Here is a 21,330-nt window from a genome sequence, read left to right as displayed (position 1 = left end):
CATGAACGGCGCATCGCTTCGTCATCAGCAACCCGCTCCCGGCCGCAAGCCGGTGCCGCGTGGTGCCAGCCGAATGGTGGCTAAAGAGCCGATGTCGGCGCGCATGCCGAAAGCCAACTTTGGTTTTCTCAAGGCGCTGTTCTGGCCGGTGATCCTGGTGGCCCTGGGGTTCGGTACGTATGAAGGCGCCCAGCGCCTGCTGCCGTATGCCGACCGGCCGATCACCAAGATCAGCGTGCAGGGTGACTTGAGCTACATCAGCCAGCAAGCCGTGCAGCAGCGAATCGCCCCGTTTGTGGCGTCGAGCTTCTTCACCATCGACCTGGCAGGCATGCGCTCCGAGCTGGAACAGATGCCATGGATTGCCCACGCCGAAGTACGTCGCGTGTGGCCGGATCAAGTGACGATCCGCCTGGAAGAACAACTGCCCGTGGCCCGTTGGGGTGATGGTGCGCTGTTGAACAACCAGGGCCAGGCGTTTGCACCTCGCGAAGTGGCGAATTACGAGCACCTGCCGCAGTTGTTCGGGCCGCAGCGGGCGCAGCAGCAAGTGATGCAGCAGTACCAGGCGTTGAGCCAGATGCTGCGGCCGTTGGGCTTCTCGATTGCGCGACTGGAATTGCGCGAGCGGGGCAGCTGGTTTTTGACCACGGGTGCAGGCAGTTCCGGCCCGGGCATCGAGTTGTTGCTGGGACGCGGCAACCTGGTGGAAAAGATGCGCCGTTTTATTGCCATCTATGAAAAGACCTTGAAAGAACAGATTACGAACATTGCGAGCATCGACCTGCGTTACGCCAACGGCCTCGCCGTCGGCTGGCGGGCCCCTGCGGCGCCCACGGCAGCGCAACCTGCTGTCGCGAAGAATTAAGAAGAGGCAGGACCCATGGCAAACGTGCAAAGCGGCAAAATGATCGTCGGTCTGGATATCGGCACCTCCAAGGTGGTGGCGCTGGTAGGCGAGGTCGCGGACGACGGCACGCTGGAAATCGTCGGAATCGGCACGCATCCGTCCCGGGGCCTGAAGAAGGGCGTGGTGGTGAATATTGAATCCACCGTGCAATCGATCCAGCGCGCCATCGAAGAAGCGCAGCTGATGGCCGGTTGCCGGATTCACTCGGCATTTGTCGGCGTTGCCGGCAACCACATCCGCAGCCTGAATTCCCACGGCATCGTCGCGATTCGCGACCGCGAAGTCAGCTCGGCCGACCTGGAGCGGGTACTCGACGCAGCGCAAGCCGTGGCGATCCCGGCTGACCAGCGCGTGCTGCACACCCTGCCGCAGGACTACGTGATCGATAACCAGGAAGGCGTTCGCGAGCCCCTGGGCATGTCGGGCGTACGTCTGGAAGCCAAGGTTCACGTAGTGACCTGCGCCGTCAACGCTGCACAGAACATTGAAAAATGCGTGCGCCGCTGCGGCCTGGAAATCGACGACATCATTCTCGAGCAGTTGGCTTCGGCTTACTCGGTACTGACCGACGACGAAAAAGAACTGGGCGTGTGCCTGGTGGACATCGGCGGCGGCACCACGGACATCGCGATCTTCACCGAGGGTGCGATTCGTCACACCGCGGTGATCCCGATTGCCGGTGACCAGGTGACCAACGACATCGCCATGGCGTTGCGCACACCGACCCAGTACGCCGAAGAAATCAAGATCCGTTACGCCTGCGCCCTGGCCAAGCTGGCCGGTGCTGGTGAAACCATCAAGGTGCCAAGCGTGGGCGACCGTCCACCGCGCGAACTGTCGCGCCAGGCATTGGCCGAAGTGGTCGAGCCGCGCTACGACGAACTGTTCACCCTGATCCAGGCTGAACTGCGTCGCAGCGGCTACGAAGATTTGATTCCGGCCGGCATCGTGCTGACCGGTGGCACCTCGAAGATGGAAGGCGCGGTCGAACTGGCCGAGGAAATCTTCCACATGCCGGTCCGCCTGGGCGTGCCCCATGGCGTGAAAGGCCTGGGCGACGTAGTGCGCAACCCGATTTATTCCACCGGTGTGGGCTTGCTGTTGTACGGGCTGCAAAAGCAGACCGACGGCATTTCCCTGTCGGGCCCGAGCAACCGCGACAGCTACAGAAGCGACGACGAAGCGAAAGCGCCGTTGTTCGAGCGGTTGCAGGCTTGGGTGAAAGGCAATTTCTAAAGATTTACCGCAACACCGTTTCAAGTAGTAGGCGAAAAAACTAGAGAAATGAAAGGAGAGGGAAAATGTTCGAACTCGTAGACAACATCCCCGCAAGCCCGGTCATCAAAGTGATCGGCGTCGGCGGTGGCGGCGGCAACGCTGTCAACCACATGGTCAAGAGCAACATTGAAGGCGTTGAATTCATCTGCGCCAACACTGACGCCCAGGCCCTCAAAAGCATCGGTGCACGCACCATCCTGCAATTGGGCACAGCCGTGACCAAGGGCCTGGGTGCCGGCGCGAATCCGGAAGTCGGCCGTCAAGCCGCCCTGGAAGACCGCGAGCGCATCGCTGAAGTGCTGCAAGGCACCAACATGGTGTTCATCACCACGGGCATGGGCGGTGGTACCGGTACCGGTGCTGCGCCGATCATTGCCGAAGTGGCCAAGGAAATGGGGATCCTGACGGTTGCCGTCGTGACCCGTCCATTCCCGTTCGAAGGTCGCAAGCGCATGCAGATCGCCGATGAAGGCATCCGTCTGCTGTCCGAAAGCGTCGACTCGTTGATCACCATTCCCAACGAGAAGCTGCTGACCATCCTCGGCAAGGACGCAAGCCTGCTGTCCGCGTTTGCCAAGGCTGACGATGTACTGGCCGGTGCCGTTCGCGGTATCTCCGACATCATCAAGCGTCCGGGCATGATCAACGTCGACTTTGCCGACGTACGTACCGTGATGAGCGAAATGGGCATGGCGATGATGGGCACTGGCTGCGCCAGCGGTCCGAACCGTGCACGTGAAGCTACCGAAGCGGCCATCCGCAACCCGTTGCTGGAAGACGTGAACCTGCAAGGCGCACGCGGCATCCTGGTGAACATCACCGCCGGTCCTGACCTGTCCCTGGGTGAGTACTCCGACGTGGGTAGCATCATCGAAGCCTTCGCTTCCGAGCACGCCATGGTCAAGGTCGGTACCGTTATCGATCCGGACATGCGCGACGAACTGCACGTGACCGTTGTTGCGACCGGCCTGGGTGCGAAAATCGAGAAGCCTGTAAAGGTCATCGACAACACCGTCCATACCAGCCACGCCAGCCAGCAAGCTGCCGCTCCAGCGCCTTCGCGCCAGGAACTGCCGTCTGTGAACTATCGTGACCTGGATCGTCCGACCGTGATGCGCAACCAGGCTCAGGCCGGTGCTGCTGCATCCCGCAGCCCGAATCCGCAAGATGACCTGGACTACCTGGACATCCCGGCTTTCCTGCGTCGTCAGGCCGATTAATGGAATGTATCAGGGCTATGAAGGTGATTGGTGTTCAGCAAAGGTCTGGTCTGCTATTATCGCCAGCCTTTGTTGATACCAGTTCGCAATTTGCGCTGAAGCGGTCCAAGCCATGATTAAACAACGCACCCTGAAGAATATTATCCGTGCCACAGGTGTAGGTCTGCACTCCGGGGAGAAGGTATACCTGACCCTCAAGCCCGCACCTGTCGACACCGGCATCGTGTTTGTTCGTGCCGACCTGGACCCTGTGGTGCAGATACCTGCTCGCGCGGAAAATGTTGGCGAAACCACGATGTCGACCACGTTGGTCAACGGTGACGTCAAAGTGGACACGGTGGAGCACTTGCTCTCGGCCATGGCCGGTCTGGGCATCGATAACGCCTACGTCGAGCTCTCCGCGTCCGAAGTCCCGATCATGGATGGCAGCGCCGGACCCTTCGTATTCTTGATTCAATCTGCCGGCCTGGAAGAACAGGACGCAGCCAAGAAGTTCATTCGCATTCTGCGGGAAGTGACAGTAGAAGACGGCGACAAGCGCGCCACCTTCGTCCCGTTCGAAGGCTTTAAAGTGAGCTTTGAGATCGATTTCGATCACCCGGTATTCCGTGACCGCACCCAAAGTGCAAGCGTGGATTTTTCCAGCACTTCGTTCGTAAAAGAAGTCAGCCGCGCCCGTACCTTTGGTTTCATGAGTGACATCGAGTACCTGCGCAAGCACAACCTCGCACTCGGCGGCAGCGTTGAAAACGCCATTGTGGTCGACGCGGATGGTGTACTGAACGAAGACGGCCTTCGCTATGAAGACGAATTCGTGAAGCACAAGATCCTCGATGCAATCGGTGACCTCTACCTGCTGGGCAATAGCCTGATAGGCGAGTTCAAAGGCTTCAAGTCTGGCCACGCCCTGAACAACCAACTGCTGCGCAAGCTGATTGCACAGACAGATGCCTGGGAAGTCGTGACCTTCGAAGATGCCAGCACCGCACCGATCTCTTACATGCGTCCCGTCGCGGCGGTGTAAGTAACAACTCTCTTTCCTTTTGTTTTTAAAGGCTGCCTTCGGGTGGCCTTTTTTTTGATCGTTCCCACGCTCTGCGTGGTAACGCCTCCTGTGACGCTTCGCGTCACGGCTTTAAAGCGCCGGCATCAACAACGCGATTACGCCCGGTATGCTTGGCCTCATACAGCGCCTGGTCGGCGTTGAGCAGTAATTCCTCCAGCGTGGTGCGGCTGTTTTTGGTCCAGGTACTGAGGCCGATGCTGACGGTAATCGGCACCGTATCCCCGCCCACTCGCGGCAGGTGTTCGACACTGCTGCGGATATGTTCAGCAATCACGCGCGCACCCTGGCTGTCGGTATGCGGCAGCACCACTGCAAATTCTTCCCCACCATAGCGAGCCGCGAGGTCGGCCGGGCGGCGGATATTGCCCTCGATCACCTGCGCCACCGTGCGCAGTGCCTCGTCGCCACCTTGATGGCCATGTCGGTCGTTGAACGCCTTGAAGTGGTCCACGTCAATCATCAGCACCGTCAACGGCTCGGCCGAACGCTGGGCGCGGTCCCATTCCAGGCGCAGGCGCTGGTCCAGGGTGCGGCGGTTGGCCAGGCCGGTGAGGCCGTCGGTGGCCGCCAGTTCCGACAACACCTTCTCGGCGCGATAGCGGCGGCGCAGTTCCAGGCGCAGCATCCAGGTCAGCCACAACAGCCCCACACACAGCACGCCGGTGGCGCCACTGATCAGCAGGGCGGCGCGCTTCCAGGCGGCAAACACGTCATCGCTCGACAACGCTACCACCACAATCAGCGGCAGCGCGCCGACGCTGGTGAAGGTGTACAGCCGTTGCGCGCCACTGATGGCGGAGATGGCGCTGAAACTGCCGCTGCCTTCGCGCAGCATTCGCTTGAAGTTGGGCCGCGCGCTCAGGTCCTTGTTGATCATGTCTCTTTCGAGCAGCGGCTGCTGGGCCAGCAGGATGCCGTCGTTGTTCAGCAGGTTGATGCTGCTGCCGCTGCCGATGGTCAGGCTATTGAACAGCTGGTCGAAATACGCCAGGCGCATGGTTGCCACCGCCACACCGGCAAACTCGCCATTGGGTCCGGGCACCCGGCGGCTGAAGGCGATGCGCCAGACTTGATCGCAGTCGCAACGAATCCTGAAGGGCCGACTGATGAACAGCCCGGCATCGGGGTTCTGCTGGTGGATCTGGAAATAGTCGCGATTGGCGAAGTTGCGGGGCGTGGGCGCCAGCGTGGAAGAGTCGGCGGTGACCGCGCCGGTTTTGTCCAGCAGCAGGACTTCGCCTTTGAAAGGGGCGGCCGTGGACTGGTCGAACTGCACCATATGCAGGACTTCGGCGGAAACCTGGGGCAGGTCATCGCGAGTGGTTGCGGTGATCAGGCCGTTCAGCGCCAGGTCGTAGAGCTCGACGTTGCGCAGCACATCGGCATTGATCAGTTGGGTGATATTGCTGGTGGAGCGCTTGGCTGCCTGCAAGGCGCTGGCGTGTTCGCGGATCAGCAATACGGCAACGATGACCACAATCAGCACGACAGTAAGGCCACTGCCCAGAATCAGCAAAAGCTCCGGGCGTGCAGGCAGGGTGAAGGCGCGGCGTTGACTCATGGGACTGGCTTCGGCACTCAAGATGCTGGCAGTTTAGTTCCATGCTGTGAAAAATAAGTCGTCGCCGCTAAAAGAAAGCCTGAAGGTTAAAAAACGTCAATCGGATAGTCGACGATTACGCGGTACTCATCCACGTCCCGGTCCACTGCCGCGTAGCCATTGCCGCCGCGATTGGTCGCCCATTGCAGGCGCACGGCCAGGTCCTTGGCCTTGCCGCCTTGCACCACGTACTTGAGGTCGATGTCCCGTTCCCAGTGCTTGGCGTTCTTGCCGTCGGCACTGTACCAGGATGAGTAACCACGGCTGTCCGGATCGACCGTGGTCAGGTCGGTCTTGCCGCTGATGTAAGACACTGCCGAGGTCAGGCCCGGCAGGCCCAGCCCGACGAAGTCATAGGCGTACTTGAGCTTCCACGAGCGCTCGTTGGGGCCGTTGAAGTCGGAGTATTGCTGGGAGTTGTCCAGGTAGATGCTGTCGCCCTGGCTGATGTAGTCGAACGGCGTGTTGCCGTTGACCCGCTGGTAGGCGGCGGTAACGCTGTGATTGCCCACGCCCACGGTGAAATGCAGGCTGTAGGTGTTGTTGTCGATGTTGCCCAGCAAGGCTTTGCCGGTCTCCTGGGTGTGGTAGTAGTGCAGGCCCGGGTTGAGGCTGACCAGTTCGTTCAACTGCCAGGTGTAGTCCAGGTCGTAGTAGTACTGGTTCCAGATGTCCTTGAGTTCGGACGCGTACAGGTTGCTGGTCAGCCCCGGCACGCCGCTGAAGGACACGCCGGCCCAGTCCAGGTGGCGGCTGTCTTCGCTATTGGGCAATGCGCCGTAGCTGGTGCCGATGCGGCGACGGCCGCTCTGGTTGTAGAGCTTGGTGAAGCTGGCCTGGCCGCCCTCGAACATCCAGCCGTCCAGGCTGTGGTTAGTCAGGCTCACGCCGCGGAAGGTCTGCGGCAGCATGCGGGTCATGCCGCCGGCAATTACCGGGTTGTTGAGGAACAGGTCGCCGGCTTTCAGTTCGGTGTCGAAGGCGCGCATTTTCAGGGTGGCGCCGGCGGTGGAGAACGAGCCGGGCGCTTTGCCGTTGCCGGAGCTTACCGGCAGGATGCTCGAGCCGTCGGTGCCGCCACCGCCGTCGAGCTTGAGGCCGAGCATGGCGTTGGCGTCCAGGCCGAAGCCGACGATGCCGGGGGTGTAGCCGGATTCGAAGATGCCGATGAAGCCCTGGCCCCATTCCTTGCTGTCATCGGTGTGAATGTCGCGACGGTCGCGGTTCATGTAGTAGTTGCGGGTGCTGATCTTGAAGCTGGAACCTTCGACGAAGCCGTCGGTGGCCGGGGTGTCTGCCGCGTGGGCAAGGGGAACGATCGTTGCAGCAATCGCGAGGAATAACGGGGTGAACGTCAGCGAGGTTTTCACCGGTGGAGCTCCTTTGGGTCAATCGAAACCGGCCAGTGTTGTTGGGGTTCCTGGCCTTTTTTCAGCGCAAAAAAAAGCCGCTGAACTCAGCGGCTTTAAGACAGATTCCCAGTGTAGAGCCCTGGAAATAAGTCGAGGGAAATCGGGGGAGAGCGGGTCGGTCTTAACCGCTGCGCTCATCGATGCGACAAATTAGCGCAGGTGAGCGGTGCGATACAGAGTGTAACAAGATAATGACTGTTGCCCAAATCGCAACAGTCTGGCAGTGGGGTGTGAGGGGCGGCCTGACAAGCCCTACCCAAGAATGTTAGCGTGCTTGCCATTCCCACGTAGTCGATGAGCCCGCCTTCCATGAAAAAGACCGTCCTCGCCTTCAGCCGCGTCACCCCGGAAATGATCGAACGCCTGCAACAGGATTTCGATGTCATCGCCCCCAACCCCAAGCAGGGCGACATCAACGCCCAGTTCAACGAAGCCTTGCCCCATGCCCACGGCCTGATCGGCGTAGGCCGCAAACTGGGCCGCGCGCAACTGGAAGGTGCGAGCAAACTGGAAGTGGTTTCCAGCGTGTCGGTGGGCTACGACAACTACGACCTGGCGTACTTCAATGAGCGCGGGATCATGCTCACCAACACCCCGGATGTGCTCACCGAAAGCACCGCCGACCTGGCCTTCGCCCTGCTGATGAGCAGCGCCCGCCGCGTCGCCGAGCTGGACGCCTGGACCAAGGCCGGCCAGTGGAAAGCCAGCGTCGGCGCGCCGTTGTTTGGCTGTGATGTACACGGCAAGACCCTGGGTATCGTCGGCATGGGCAACATCGGCGCGGCCGTCGCCCGTCGGGGTCGCCTGGGTTTCAATATGCCGATTCTGTACAGCGGCAACAGCCGCAAGACCGAACTGGAACAGGAACTCGGCGCGCAGTTTCGCAGCCTCGACCAGTTGCTGGCCGAAGCCGATTTCGTCTGCCTGGTGGTGCCACTGAGCGAGAAAACCCGCCACCTGATCAGCCATCGCGAGCTGGGGCTGATGAAATCCAGTGCGATCCTGGTGAACATCTCCCGTGGCCCGGTGGTGGATGAGCCGGCGCTGATCCAGGCCCTGCAAAACCAGACCATCCGTGGTGCCGGCCTGGATGTGTACGAGCAGGAGCCGCTGTCCGAGTCGCCGCTGTTCCAGCTGAGCAATGCGGTGACCCTGCCGCACATCGGCTCGGCCACCAACGAGACCCGCGAAGCCATGGCCAACCGCGCCCTGGAAAACCTGCGCAGCGCCTTGCTGGGCGAGCGTCCGCAGGATCTGGTAAACCCGCAGGTGTGGAAGGGCTGACGACTGCTTGTTGTAGGTAGGAGCGAGTTTGCTCGCGAAACGCGTCAACGATTACGCGGGCAGCCTGGATAAACACAGCGCCCTCAGGTTTTTCGCGAGCAAGCTCGCTCCTACAGTTTTTCGCGTGCAAGTCGATAACGGTCTATAGATCGTCATCCCTGATCCACAGAAGGTTTTTATGTCCACCACCAAAGCCCGCGCAGATTCACTCTCGCTTCTGCTCTTTACCTTGCGCAGCGGCAAGCTGATGGCGATCAACCTGCTGAAAGTCAGTGAAATCATTCCCTGCCCGCCGCTGACCAAGCTGCCGGAGTCGCACCCCCACGTCAAAGGCATCGCCACCTTGCGCGGCACAGCGTTGTCGGTGATCGACCTGAGCCGCGCCCTGGGGGAGATGCCCCTGCAAGACCCGGACGGCGGCTGCCTGATCGTCACCGACGTGAGCCGTTCCAAGCAGGGCCTGCATGTGCAGGCGGTGAGCAAGATCGTGCACTGCCTGACCACCGACATTCGCCCGCCGCCGTTTGGTTCCGGCGGTACGCGTTCGTTTATCACCGGGGTGACCCAGGTCGAAGGCGCCCTGGTGCAAGTGCTGGACATCGAGAAAGTCATCCACGGCATCGCCCCGGCACAGATCGAAGCGGCGCCCACCGACCTCACCATGGAAGAAGCCGAAGTGCTGGGCAACGCCCGAATCCTGGTGGTGGACGACAGCCAGGTGGCCCTGCAGCAGTCGGTGCACACCCTGCGCAACCTCGGCCTCACCTGCCACACCGCCCGCAGTGCCAAGGAAGCCATTGACCGTTTGCTGGAGCTGCAAGGCACCGTCGAGCAAATCAACGTGGTGGTCTCGGACATCGAAATGTCCGAAATGGACGGCTACGCCTTCACCCGTACCCTGCGGGAAACCCCGGACTTCCAGGACCTCTACGTGCTGCTGCACACCTCTCTGGACAGTGCGATGAACAGCGAAAAAGCCCGCCTGGCCGGTGCCAATGCGGTACTCACCAAGTTTTCTTCGCCGGAACTGACCAAGTGCCTGGTGGTAGCCGCCCAGACCGTGGCGCAACAGGGCCTGTGACCGGTGGGTGAATATTTCCAGCTGCTGCGCCGCGACCTCACCGGCAGCCTGCCCGCCCCGCAATGGCCGGCGGATATCCAGCTGGATCATTACCGCGAAGCCATGGCCCCGGCGATCCACGCGGTATTGAGCCTGGCCCAGGAACAAGGCGGCGGACGGGTCGGCTCCCTTGAGCACTGGCGCCAGCAGTTCGTTACCGATGCCGAGTTCGACCCAAAACTGTGCCTGGTGGCGAGTAACGCCAGCGGCATCCTGGGTGTGTCCCAATGCTGGACCAGCGCCTACATCAAGAACCTGGCCATTCACCCCTGTGCCCAGGGCATGGGGTTGGGCCGTGCGTTATTGCTGCACACCTTCCAGGTGTTCAAGCAACGCGGCGAAGCGTTTGTCGACCTCAAGGTGCTGGAGTCCAACTTGCGGGCACGGCGGCTGTATGAACGTGCGGGCATGGTGTTTGTGCTTCGCGACCTTGTCCCCGAGGAATGACGGCGCTGGCGCATAACTTGCTTTGCACAGAGGCAGAACGGTGAACAGAGGCAAAAACCCGCCACCGTTCATGAGTGCCTTCTGACCTTGCCTGGTGACAGATCCTCCATGAATACCCATTTTTCCTGCGTCGGTTGCGGTAAATGCTGCACCGACCACCATGTGCCCTTGACCCTCGAAGAAGCCCGCAGCTGGGCGGCTGACGGCGGTAATGTCATCGTGCTGGTGGAAGGTTTCCTGGGCAGTGGCCTGGGGCTGCCCGAGTTGCAACGTGACCACGCACAACGCCGTTCCGCCATCGTGCCCAGCGGCAATACCGAGGCGTATGTGGCAATCACCTTTGCCGCCTATAACGCCGGGCGCTGCCGGAATCTTGACGAAGACGACCGTTGCCGCATTTACGAGCGGCGGCCGTTGGTGTGCCGCATCTACCCCATGGAGATCAACCCGCACATCCCGTTGAACCCCGGCGCCAAGGACTGCCCGCCGGAATCCTGGGAGCAGGGGCCGGCGCTGATCGTGGGGGGCGAGTTGATGGACAAGGAGCTGGCCGAGTTGATCCGCCGCTCACGCCAGGCTGACCGCGATGATATCCAGGCCAAGGAAGCCGTGTGCGGGTTGCTGGGCATCCGTACCACGGCGCTCAAGGGCGATGGGTTTACCGCGTACTTGCCCGACATGGGCCTGTTTGCCCAGGCGATCGAGTTGGCGACGCAAGAAGTCGTGCAGGCCAATGAGTGGGTGTTTCATGTGTCCGGGATGGACATTGCCGAGCAACTGCTGGATGCCGGCGCCCGGATTGCCACCGGGGTGCCGGCCAACTATGCCTTCATTTCATTGCGGGCGGCTTAAGCGCTAGCGGCGCTTGCCCCAGAATTCCTCCGCCAACCGCCGCAAGTCATCCGCCAGCCCCGCCACGTCCCCTGAGCTGAGCTGGCTCTGCTGGCCAGCGCTGACCGTCACTTCCCCGGCATTGCGAATGCCGATGATGTTGCGGTTGATGTCTTCGCTCACCGCACTCTGTTCTTCCACCGCCGCCGCGATCTGCTGGCTCATGGCGGTAATCCGGGTCACTCGCTGGCTGATCCCATCCAGTGCGGCAGCGGCGCGCTGGGCCTGATCGACGCTGGCCTCCACATGCTGGCTGCTTTGCGCCATCGCCTGCACCGCATCCCGGGCGCCGCCTTGCAGGGTGCTGATCATGCGCTGGATCTCATTGGTCGAATCCTGCGTACGCTGGGCCAGGCCTCGTACCTCATCGGCCACCACGGCAAACCCGCGTCCTTGCTCCCCGGCCCGCGCCGCTTCGATGGCGGCATTCAGCGCCAGCAGGTTGGTCTGTTCGGCAATCGCCCGGATCACTTCCAGCACCCCGGAAATATCGCCGCTGTGGCTTTCCAGTTGATGGATCACTGCGGTGGCCCGCGCCAGTTCCTCGGACAAACGCAGTACCGCGTCGCGGCTTTCATCCACACGTTGATGGCCCTCGCGGGTTTCGCTGCCGGCCTGGTCTGCGGCCCTGGACGCCTGCAGCGCGTGCTCGGCGACTTGCGCCACGCTGGCGGCCATTTGATTGATCGCGGCGGCGACCTGATCCGTCTGGGTCTGTTGGCCGAGGCTGCTGGTGTGGCTGCTGTCCAGTTGTTGCACCAGCGCCGCGGCATGGCCGGACAGACGTTGCGATGCATCGCCAATTCGGCCGACCACCGCGCCCACCTGGGCCTCCAGCATCTGCATGGCAAACTCGATACGCCCGAACTCGTCCTTGCGCCCGGTGTAGATCGCCTGGCTCAGCGGGTTATCGGCAATCAGCCGTGCCCGCTGGTTCAACTGTGCCAGGGGCCGTAACAAGCCATGCACACCCGCTACCCCCACGGCGCAGGCCGCCGTTCCCGCCAGCAGTTGCCAGGTCAGCGAATAAGTCGCCAGCCCAAGGCCCAATGCCCAGGTTGTGGCGCAAGCCCCCAGGACCCATGCCGACAGCTTGAAGGTCATGCCCACCACGGGCCGTGCTCGCCGAGTGCCGGCACGCAGGCAGGCATAGGCCCGTTCGGCCCGATGCACCCGCCGTGCATCGGGCTTGGTGCGCACCGATTGATACTCCACCGTCACGCCGTCCCGGGTGACCGGCGTGGCATAGGCACTGACCCAATAGTGATCGCCGTTCTTGCAGCGATTTTTCACCATGCCCATCCACGAGCGACCGCTTTTCAATACCTGCCACATGTGCGCAAACGCCGCGGCCGGCATGTCCGGGTGACGCAGCAGGTTGTGCGGCGTGCCCAGCAGTTCCTCGCGGGTGTAGCCGCTGATATCGATGAAGTCCTGGTTGGCGTAGGTAATTGCGCTGGTCAGGTCGGTGGTCGAGAGGATATTGGCGTCGGGGGCAAAATCCACATTTCGACCGGTGACCGGCAGATTGATCTTCATGGAAAAGCGCGCTCGTGATTGTTGGAGGAGTCGGCAGGGCGTCGACTCTAAGCGCACCGGTTGGGCAAATACTGATCCAGCTCATGTTCCGCGCAATTAATTGGCCATTACGGTCTGGAGAGCGGCGCGTCCAGGCGGTAGGGCTCGATGATGCGTTGGTATTCGCCGCTCTGCTTCAGTTGCTCGAGGGCGTGATTGAGGGCGCTGCGCAAAGCGGTGTCGGGCTTGCGCAGTGCGATCGCCACGCCGTTACCCAGCAGTTCGGTGGAGACGGGAGGGCCGAGGAAGTCGAAAACCTGACCATCAGCGGTGTCGAGCAGCGCCTCACGGATTTCCACGGTGCCTTGCAATGTTGCATCGATGTCGCCTGTCAGCAGGCTGCGGATCAACTCGTCATTGCGCCAGAATGCCTTGACGATGACCCCCTTGGGCGCCCACTTCGACAGGGCGAAGGCTTCGCGGTTGCTGCCCACCAGAACGCCCACGCGCTTGCCCTTCAGTGACCGTGGGGTCGGCTTCAAACCCGATGTCTTGCGGGCCACCAGGCGCGTGGTGATCGGATAAAGGTTATCGGTGAAATTCACCCGCTGGCGCCGTTTCAGTGTAGGGGCCATGCCCATGATCGCGTCGAATTGCCTGGCTTCAAGGGCGGGGAAGTTTTCCACAAGGACCTGGTCGACCCAGGTACACCGCACATTGAGCTGTATGCACAGGGCATTGCCCAGCTCGATGTTCAGCCCTGCAAGCTGGCCATGTTGATTGCGGCTTTGGAAGGGTGGGAATTGCGCAGCAACGGCGAAACGAATTTCATGCCGTGGTTGACCGCTGGCCGCAGTGGTGGAGAAAACGCTGGCCATCAGCGACAACAACAGCACGACACAGGTGCGTATCAGAACCACAGGGGACGTCCTTTTCCAGAAAACCAGCTTTACCACGTCCAGCCCCGAGCGAAAGAGTCGGGGCAAGCGGGTGTCATGCAAGCTTTCAAGAATTGGCCGCAGGCCTACAAGGCGAAACGTCAGTAACTGTTGTAGGCATAAATCTCCATTGCGGAGGATTTATTACCGGTCAGCGCTTGCCCATCGAGCGACGGGTGCCGGGAGGCGCCATGCCCGGGCTCTTGGTGTGGCCGTTCTTGGCGCCGTTTTTGTACCACGGCTGGCTGGCGTTTTTCGCCCCGGCCAGTTCGCCCGGCTTGAACGGAAACTTGAACGCCGGGATCTCGGCCTTGGTTTCGCCTTCGACGCTGTCAGGGTTGGCCTGTTGGTCGATGTCGACCGCTTCAACAGCGGGTTGTGTCGGGGAATTCATGGTGGCTCCGGGGAGTACTGAAAATGACGCGGGCCCGACTTGCAGGCCACACCGCCGCGCAGTATACCTGCGCGCCTCGGATCTTTAACCACTGCTCGTACGAATGGTCGGACTTTACTGACGGCGCTGTCAGTTAGCAGTCACTTTGCTGACCCGGTTGGCGGGCTATAAAGAGCCTTCATTCTTCCGATCCTTTGCCCTGGCGCCTCACCCCATGCACATTCAACGAAAACCTGCCTTGATCGTGGGCGTCCTTGTGGTACTGGCCGTGGTTGCCTGGGTGGTGACCCGCCCGGCCAAGACCAAACTGACCGCATCGTCGGCGATCCCGGTGCGGGTGATCAGCGTCAAACAGCAGGACATCCCGCGGTTTGTCAGCGGCATCGGCTCGGTGCTGTCGTTGCACAGTGTGGTGATTCGCCCGCAGATCGACGGCATCCTCACCAAATTGCTGGTCAAGGAAGGTCAACTGGTGAAGGCCGGCGACCTGCTGGCGACCATTGATGACCGCTCGATCCGCGCCAGCCTGGACCAGGCCAAGGCGCAGCTCGGGGAAAGCCAGGCGCAACTGCAAGTCGCGCTGGTCAACCTCAAGCGCTACAAGGAACTGAGCATCGACGACGGCGTGTCCAAGCAGACCTATGACCAGCAACAAGCCCTGGTCAACCAGCTCAAGGCCACGGCCCAAGGCAACCAGGCCGCGATTGATTCGGCCCAGGTGCAGCTTTCGTACACCCAGATTCGCTCGCCGGTTACCGGTCGCGTCGGGATTCGCACAGTGGATGAAGGCAACTTCCTGCGCATGAGCGACACCCAGGGCCTGTTCTCCGTGACCCAGATCGACCCGATTGCCGTCGAGTTCTCCCTGCCGCAACAGATGCTGCCGACCCTGCAAGGCCTGATCGCCGCGCAACTGCCCGCCGACGTCAACGCCTACATGGGCGCCGACACCGACGGCCAGACCGGCGACCTGCTGGGGGAGGGCCGCCTGAGCCTGATCGACAACCAGATCAGCGGCACCACCGGCACCATTCGCGCCAAGGCCGAGTTCAGCAACGGCGCTCAGAAACTCTGGCCGGGGCAGTTGGTGACGATCCGCATCCAGACCGCCCTGCACAAGAATGCCCTGGTGGTGCCGCCTACCGTGGTGCAACGCGGCCTGGATTCGCACTTCGTGTACCGGCTCAAGGGTGACAAGGTTGAGGTGGTGCCGGTGCAGGTGCTGTACCAGAACAGCGACATGAACATCCTCCAGGGTGTGCAGGCCGGCGATGTGCTGGTCAGCGACGGCCAGTCCCGGCTCAAGGCGGGCGCCCAGGTCGATGTGCTCAAGGAGCCGCCGCAGGTGATCCAGACCGTTGATGCCAAGGTGCAGCTATGAGTGGCAGTCGTTCGCCGTCGGCCTGGTGCGTCGACCACCCGGTCGCCACCTTGCTGCTGACCTTCGCTTTGGTATTGCTCGGGATGATTGCCTTTCCACGCCTGGCCATCGCCCCACTGCCGGAAGCGGAATTTCCGACGATCCAGGTCAGCGCCACGCTGCCCGGCGCCAGCCCGGACACCATGGCCTCATCCGTGGCAACGCCGCTGGAGGTGCAATTCAGCGCCATCCCCGGCATGACCCAGATGACTTCCAGCAGCGCCTTGGGCTCCAGCCTGCTGACCCTGCAATTCACCCTCACCAAGAGCATCGACACCGCCGCCCAGGAAGTGCAGGCGGCGATCAACACCGCGTCCGGCAAACTGCCCAGCGACATGCCGAGCCTGCCGACCTGGAAGAAGGTCAACCCGGCGGACAGCCCGGTGCTGATCCTCAGCGTCAGCTCCGACAGCATGCCCAGCACCGAGCTGAGCGACTACGTGGAAACCCTGCTGGCCCGGCAGATCAGCCAGATCGATGGGGTCGGCCAGATCAACATTACCGGCCAGCAACGCCCGGCCATCCGGGTGCAGGCGTCGGCCGATAAACTCGCGGCCATCGGCCTGACCCTGGCGGACGTGCGCCTGGCGATCCAGCAATCGAGCCTGAACCTGGCCAAGGGCGCGATCTACGGCGAGAACAGCGTGTCGACCCTCTCGACCAACGACCAGTTGTTCCACCCCGAGGATTACGCCCAACTGATCGTGTCCTACAAGGACGGGGCACCTGTACAGCTGCGGGATATCGCCAAAGTCATCAACGGCTCGGAAAACGCCTACGTGCAGGCCTGGTCCGGCGACACCCCAGGCGTCAACCTGGTGATCTCCCGCCAGCCCGGCGCGAATATCGTCGAGACTGTGGACCGCATTCAAGCCGAACTGCCGCGCCTGCAAGCCATGCTGCCGGCCTCGGTGCAGGTCAGCGTGTTGACCGACCGCACCAAGACCATCCGCGCGTCCCTGCATGAAGTGGAAGTGACCCTGCTGATCGCCATCCTGCTGGTGGTGGCGGTGATGGCGCTGTTCCTGCGCCAGCTGTCGGCCACGTTGATCGTGTCCAGCGTGCTCGGCGTGTCGCTGGTGGCCAGTTTTGCCCTGATGTACCTGATGGGCTTCAGCCTGAACAACCTGACCCTGGTGGCGATCGTGATCGCCGTGGGGTTTGTGGTGGACGATGCGATCGTGGTGGTGGAGAACATTCACCGCCACCTGGAAGCGGGCCTCGACAAGCGCGAAGCCGCGATCAAGGGCGCGGGTGAAATCGGTTTTACCGTGGTCTCCATCAGCTTCTCGCTGGTGGCGGCGTTTATCCCGCTGCTGTTCATGGGCGGTGTCGTGGGGCGGTTGTTCAAGGAGTTTGCCTTGACAGCCACCTCGACCATCCTGATTTCGGTGGTGGTCTCGCTGACCCTGGCGCCGACCCTGGCCGCATTGTTCATGCGCGCACCAACCCATCATGCCCACGACAAACCCGGTTTCAGCGAACGCCTGCTGGCCGGCTATGCGCGCAATCTGCGCCGCGCCCTGGCCCATCAACGCACCATGGCCGCGATCTTCATGGTGACCCTGGCCCTGGCCGTGGTCGGCTACGTGTTTATCCCCAAGGGTTTCTTTCCGGTACAAGACACCGGCTTCGTCCTCGGCACCAGCGAAGCCGCGGCCGACGTGTCGTTCCCGGACATGGTCGCCAAGCACAAGGCAATCGCCGAGATCGTCAAGGATGACCCGGCGGTGGAAGCGTTCTCCCATTCGGTGGGTGTGACCGGCAGCAACCAGACCATCGCCAACGGCCGGTTCTGGATTGCCTTGAAAGATCGCGGGGACCGCGACGTGTCGGCCAGCCAGTTTATCGACCGGATCCGCCCGAAACTGGCGAAAGTGCCGGGCATCGTCCTGTACCTGCGGGCCGGCCAGGACATCAACTTGAGCTCCGGCCCCAGCCGCGCCCAGTACCAGTACGTGCTCAAGAGCAATGACGGCCCGACCCTGAATACCTGGACCCAGCGCCTCACCGAAAAACTGCGGGCCAACCCGGCGTTCCGCGACCTGTCCAACGACTTGCAGCTGGGCGGCAGCATCACCCACATCAGCATCGACCGTCAGGCCGCCGCGCGGTTTGGCCTCACCGCCACCGATGTGGACCAGGCACTGTACGACGCCTTCGGCCAGCGCCAGATCAACGAATTCCAGACCGAGATCAACCAGTACCAGGTGGTGCTGGAACTGGACACCCAGCAACGCGGCAAGGCCGAAAGCCTGAACTACTTCTACCTGCGCTCGCCGCTGACCAACGAGATGGTGCCGCTGTCGGCGGTGGCCAAGGTCGACCCGCCCACCGTCGGGCCCTTGTCCATCAGCCATGACGGCATGTTCCCGGCGGCCAACCTGTCGTTCAACCTGGCACCCGGCGTCGCGTTGGGCGATGCGGTGATCCTGCTCAACCAGGCGAAGAATGAAATCGGCATGCCGACCACTATCATCGGCAACTTCCAGGGCGCGGCCCAGGCGTTCCAGAGTTCATTGGCCAGCCAGCCCTGGCTGATCCTCGCGGCACTGGTGGCGGTCTACATTATCCTGGGCGTGCTGTACGAGAGCTTCGTGCACCCGCTGACGATCATCTCCACCTTGCCGTCGGCGGGGTTGGGGGCGCTGATCATGCTGTCACTGATGGGTCAGGACTTTTCGATCATGGCGTTGATCGGCCTGGTGCTGCTGATCGGGATCGTGAAGAAGAACGGTATCCTGATGATCGACTTCGCCCTGGACGCCCAGCGCGTACGCGGCCTGCCGCCCGAGGAAGCGATTTACGAGGCGTGTGTCACGCGGTTCCGGCCGATCATCATGACCACCCTGGCCGCCCTGCTGGGTGCGGTGCCGCTGATGCTGGGCTCCGGCCCCGGCGCGGAAATGCGCCAGCCGCTGGGTATCGCGGTGGTGGGCGGGTTGCTGGTGAGCCAGGCGCTGACGCTGTTCACCACACCGGTCATATACTTGTACCTCGAGAAGTTTTTCCACAGACCCAAACCAGCTCCCCAGCTGGCAATCACACACTGAGGCTGAGGCCCCGTCCTGGAACAAAAGGCTCATGCGTGTACTGATTATTGAAGACGAAGAAAAAACCGCCGACTACCTGCACCGCGGCCTGACGGAGCAAGGCTATACCGTCGACGTCGCCCGTGAAGGCGTCGAAGGGTTGCACCTGGCCCTGGAGAACGATTACGCGGTCATCGTGCTCGACGTGATGCTGCCCGGCCTGGATGGCTTTGGTGTATTGCGCGCGCTGCGGGCGCGCAAGCAGACGCCGGTGATCATGCTCACCGCCCGCGAGCGCGTGGAAGACCGTATTCGCGGCCTGCGCGAAGGCGCGGATGATTACCTCGGCAAGCCGTTCTCGTTCCTCGAACTGGTGGCGCGCCTGCAAGCCCTGACCCGTCGCAGTGGCGGGCATGAGCCGGTGCAGGTGACCATCGCCGACCTGTGGATCGACCTGATCAGCCGCAAGGCCAGTCGCAACGGCGTTCGCCTGGACCTGACCGCCAAGGAGTTCTCGCTGCTCAGCGTATTGGCCCGGCGCCAGGGTGAAATCCTGTCCAAGACCTCGATTGCGGAAATGGTCTGGGACATCAATTTCGACAGTGACGCCAATGTGGTGGAAGTAGCGATCAAACGCCTGCGGGCCAAGCTCGACGGGCCGTTCGAACAGAAACTGCTGCACACCATCCGTGGCATGGGTTACGTGCTGGAGAACCGCAGTGTCGGCTAACTCCATCGCCCTGCGCCTGAGCGGCATGTTCACCCTGGTGGCGCTGCTGATCTTCCTGTTGATCGGCGGCGCGCTGTACCAGCAGGTGGACAAAGGCCTGGGCCTGCTGCCCGGGGCCGAGCTGGATGCGCGCTACAGCGTGCTGGAGTCTTCGGTCAATCGCTTCGGTACGCCGGACCATTGGGCGAAGATCACCGCCAAGCTCAAGTTGTTGGGAGAGGAAGACAAGCGCATTCGCTTCTGGGTGGTGAGCAGCGACCCGACCTACGAATACGGCAACCCGGACGCGCAGATTCGCGCCTTTGCCGCCGGCCCGACCGGCAAGCGCGACTTGCGCCTGCCGGGCCATGCCTACCCGTTCAAAGTATTGGTCAGCCAGTTTCCAGCCAAGGAGCAGCGCCCGCCGCTGCGTTTCCTGATCGCGGTCGACACCGAGAACTTCCGCGCCACCCAGCATCAACTGCTGGTGGCGCTGATCGGCCTGGCGTTTGTCGGCGTGCTGCTGGCCTCGCTGCTGGGGTTCTGGGTGGCGCGCATCGGTCTCAAGCCGCTGATCAAGCTCTCGGACGAGGCGCAGAAACTCGCACCGCCGAAACTCTCCGGGCGCCTGCAATTGTCGCCATTGCCGCCGGAGCTGAAGCAGTTCGTCAACTCCTTCAACTCGACCCTCGACCGGGTGGAACAGGCCTATTCGCGCCTGGAGTCATTCAACGCCGATGTGGCCCATGAGCTGCGCTCGCCGCTGACCAACCTGATCGGCCAGACCCAGGTGGCGCTGACCCGTGGGCGTTCGGCCGAGCATTATTTCGAGGTGCTGCAATCGAACCTCGAAGAGCTGGAACGGCTGCGCTCGATCATCAATGACATGCTGTTCCTGGCCAGTGCAGACCAGGGCAGCAAGGCCACCAAGCTGATCACCAGTTCGCTGGCGGATGAAGTGGCGACCACCCTGGACTACCTGGACTTTATCCTCGAGGACGCCCAGGTGCAGGTGCGTGTGACCGGCGATGCCCAGGTGCAGATCGAGAAGGCGCACTTGCGCCGGGCGTTGATCAACCTGTTGAGCAATGCGGTGCAGCATACGGCGCCTGGCCAGGTGATCGAGGTGAAGATCGAAGTGCTGGAGGACCACGTGGCGATCGGGGTGACCAACCCGGGCGATGAGATTGCCAGCGAGCATCTGCCCCGGTTGTTCGAGCGGTTCTATCGGGTGGACGCGTCCCGCAGCAATAGTGGGGCGAATCACGGGTTGGGACTGGCGATCGTCAAGGCGATCGCGTTGATGCACGGCGGAGATGTGTTTGTGCGCAGCGAGGGCGGCGGCAACACCTTTGGCATTACGCTGCCGGTGTAGCGGCTGCCCCCCTCAGTTACTCAGTCGTACCCCGCCCAAACTGCCACTTAGCTCATAGGCCGCCAGTTCCGCCTGATGCGCGGCCATGATTTCCGGCAGGGAGCTGCGCAGGTATTCCACCCACGTCTTGATCTTCGCATCCAGGTATTGGCGCGACGGGTAGATGGCGTACAGGTTGAGCTCCTGGGAGCGGTAGTTGGGCATCACCCGCACCAGGGTGCCGTTGCGCAGCCCTTCAATCGCCGCATACACCGGCAACAGGCCAACGCCCATGCCGCTGGTGATCGCGGTCTTCATCGCATCCGCCGAGTTCACCAGGAACGGTGAGCTGTTGATCGCCACACTTTCCTGGCCTTCAGGGCCATTGAACGACCATTTATCCAGCTGAATCACCGGGCTGACCAGGCGCAGGCACGCGTGGTTGAGCAGGTCGCTGGGCCGTTGCGCGCAGCCGTTGGCCTTGACGTAGGCCGGCGAGGCACAGGCGATGCTGTAAGTTATCCCCAGGCGCTGCGAGACAAACCCCGAATCCGGCAACTCGCTGGCGAGCACGATGGACACGTCGTAACCCTCATCCAGCAGGTCCGGCACGCGGTTGGCCATGGTCAGGTCAAAGGTCACGTCCGGGTGGGTGCGGCGGTAGCGGGCAATCGCATCGATCACGAAGTGCTGGCCGATGCCGGTCATGGTGTGCACTTTCAACTGCCCGGCCGGGC

General features: G+C 62.1%; 18 protein-coding genes and 2 pseudogenes. 13 read left to right on the top strand and 7 right to left on the bottom strand.

Annotation, left to right across the window (positions count from 1 at the left end; genetic code table 11):
* Window position 1 precedes the first annotated feature (1 nt).
* The 4 genes from HX873_RS04775 to lpxC all read left to right on the top strand — a co-directional run bounded on the left by HX873_RS04775 (window position 2) and on the right by lpxC (window position 4,432).
* Window positions 2-868 (top strand): cell division protein FtsQ/DivIB, encoded by an 867-nt coding sequence (locus HX873_RS04775; RefSeq protein WP_023659197.1) that lies wholly within the window; start codon window positions 2-4, stop codon window positions 866-868.
* A gap of 15 nt (window positions 869-883) precedes the next feature.
* A complete protein-coding gene (gene ftsA / locus HX873_RS04770) occupies window positions 884-2,146 on the top strand; it encodes a cell division protein FtsA (protein WP_003216224.1) in 1,263 nt (420 codons plus the stop codon).
* Between the two features lie 65 nt (window positions 2,147-2,211).
* Window positions 2,212-3,408 (top strand): cell division protein FtsZ, encoded by a 1,197-nt coding sequence (gene ftsZ / locus HX873_RS04765; protein WP_003216225.1) that lies wholly within the window; start codon window positions 2,212-2,214, stop codon window positions 3,406-3,408.
* Window positions 3,409-3,520: 112 nt separating this feature from the next.
* Window positions 3,521-4,432 (top strand): UDP-3-O-acyl-N-acetylglucosamine deacetylase, encoded by a 912-nt coding sequence (lpxC, locus tag HX873_RS04760; protein ID WP_003216227.1) that lies wholly within the window; start codon window positions 3,521-3,523, stop codon window positions 4,430-4,432.
* Between the two features lie 103 nt (window positions 4,433-4,535).
* On the opposite strand, the gene HX873_RS04755 is transcribed toward lpxC, so the two are convergent.
* On the bottom strand, window positions 4,536-6,035 hold the full coding sequence (locus HX873_RS04755) for a sensor domain-containing diguanylate cyclase (protein ID WP_177122436.1): 1,500 nt from the start codon (window positions 6,033-6,035) through the stop codon (window positions 4,536-4,538).
* An 86-nt stretch (window positions 6,036-6,121) separates the two neighbouring features.
* Window positions 6,122-7,444: an OprD family porin gene (locus tag HX873_RS04750; protein ID WP_177122435.1), complete on the bottom strand. Its 1,323-nt coding sequence runs from the start codon at window positions 7,442-7,444 to the stop codon at window positions 6,122-6,124.
* A gap of 351 nt (window positions 7,445-7,795) precedes the next feature.
* Between HX873_RS04750 and HX873_RS04745 the strand changes: the two genes are divergently transcribed.
* The 5 genes and pseudogenes from HX873_RS04745 (at window position 7,796) to HX873_RS04730 (ending at window position 11,189) form a co-directional block, all read left to right on the top strand.
* Window positions 7,796-8,770, top strand: a complete 975-nt coding sequence (locus tag HX873_RS04745; RefSeq protein WP_003216236.1) for a D-glycerate dehydrogenase — start codon at window positions 7,796-7,798, stop codon at window positions 8,768-8,770.
* A 28-nt stretch (window positions 8,771-8,798) separates the two neighbouring features.
* Window positions 8,799-8,897, top strand: a pseudogene (locus tag HX873_RS31710) (outer membrane lipoprotein carrier protein LolA); the annotation flags it as partial.
* 51 nt (window positions 8,898-8,948) lie between these two features.
* Window positions 8,949-9,851: a chemotaxis protein CheV gene (locus HX873_RS04740; RefSeq protein ID WP_102369883.1), complete on the top strand. Its 903-nt coding sequence runs from the start codon at window positions 8,949-8,951 to the stop codon at window positions 9,849-9,851.
* Between the two features lie 3 nt (window positions 9,852-9,854).
* Window positions 9,855-10,337: an N-acetyltransferase gene (locus HX873_RS04735; RefSeq protein ID WP_177122434.1), complete on the top strand. Its 483-nt coding sequence runs from the start codon at window positions 9,855-9,857 to the stop codon at window positions 10,335-10,337.
* Between the two features lie 108 nt (window positions 10,338-10,445).
* Window positions 10,446-11,189, top strand: a complete 744-nt coding sequence (locus HX873_RS04730) for a YkgJ family cysteine cluster protein (protein ID WP_177122433.1) — start codon at window positions 10,446-10,448, stop codon at window positions 11,187-11,189.
* A 3-nt stretch (window positions 11,190-11,192) separates the two neighbouring features.
* Here HX873_RS04730 and HX873_RS04725 read toward each other — a convergent pair whose 3' ends face one another.
* From HX873_RS04725 to HX873_RS04715, 4 genes and pseudogenes are all read right to left on the bottom strand, one after another.
* A complete protein-coding gene (locus HX873_RS04725; protein WP_371132889.1) occupies window positions 11,193-12,239 on the bottom strand; it encodes a methyl-accepting chemotaxis protein in 1,047 nt (348 codons plus the stop codon).
* Window positions 12,240-12,485: 246 nt separating this feature from the next.
* A pseudogene (locus tag HX873_RS32005) lies at window positions 12,486-12,767 on the bottom strand (PAS domain-containing protein); the annotation flags it as partial.
* A 107-nt stretch (window positions 12,768-12,874) separates the two neighbouring features.
* Window positions 12,875-13,666: a transporter substrate-binding domain-containing protein gene (locus HX873_RS04720; protein ID WP_177122431.1), complete on the bottom strand. Its 792-nt coding sequence runs from the start codon at window positions 13,664-13,666 to the stop codon at window positions 12,875-12,877.
* A gap of 169 nt (window positions 13,667-13,835) precedes the next feature.
* Window positions 13,836-14,078, bottom strand: coding sequence for a hypothetical protein (locus HX873_RS04715; RefSeq protein ID WP_003216247.1), 243 nt, complete (start codon window positions 14,076-14,078; stop codon window positions 13,836-13,838).
* A 214-nt stretch (window positions 14,079-14,292) separates the two neighbouring features.
* On the opposite strand from HX873_RS04715, the gene HX873_RS04710 reads away from it, so the two are divergent.
* Genes HX873_RS04710 through HX873_RS04695 form a run of 4 tightly spaced genes read left to right on the top strand, consistent with a single transcriptional unit; the run spans window position 14,293 to window position 20,614 of the window.
* On the top strand, window positions 14,293-15,459 hold the full coding sequence (locus tag HX873_RS04710) for an efflux RND transporter periplasmic adaptor subunit (protein WP_177122430.1): 1,167 nt from the start codon (window positions 14,293-14,295) through the stop codon (window positions 15,457-15,459).
* Entirely contained in the window at window positions 15,456-18,551 is a 3,096-nt protein-coding gene (locus HX873_RS04705; RefSeq protein WP_008434191.1) for a multidrug efflux RND transporter permease subunit, read from the top strand. The genes HX873_RS04710 and HX873_RS04705 overlap by 4 nt, the downstream gene beginning before the upstream one ends.
* Window positions 18,552-18,582: 31 nt before the next feature.
* On the top strand, window positions 18,583-19,260 hold the full coding sequence (locus HX873_RS04700) for a heavy metal response regulator transcription factor (RefSeq protein ID WP_003216255.1): 678 nt from the start codon (window positions 18,583-18,585) through the stop codon (window positions 19,258-19,260).
* Window positions 19,250-20,614 (top strand): heavy metal sensor histidine kinase, encoded by a 1,365-nt coding sequence (locus HX873_RS04695; protein ID WP_003216256.1) that lies wholly within the window; start codon window positions 19,250-19,252, stop codon window positions 20,612-20,614. Before HX873_RS04700 ends, HX873_RS04695 begins: the two co-directional genes overlap by 11 nt.
* A gap of 12 nt (window positions 20,615-20,626) precedes the next feature.
* Here HX873_RS04695 and HX873_RS04690 read toward each other — a convergent pair.
* Window positions 20,627-21,330, bottom strand: a 704-nt coding sequence (locus HX873_RS04690; protein WP_256349578.1) for a substrate binding domain-containing protein, incomplete at its 5' end; no start/stop codon positions are given.

The sequence above is a fragment of the Pseudomonas sp. P7758 genome, assembly GCF_013386485.1.
Classification (GTDB): Bacteria; Pseudomonadota; Gammaproteobacteria; order Pseudomonadales; family Pseudomonadaceae; genus Aquipseudomonas.
Note: the sequence above shows the minus strand (reverse complement) of the source record. Positions and strands in the feature narration are given on the sequence as shown.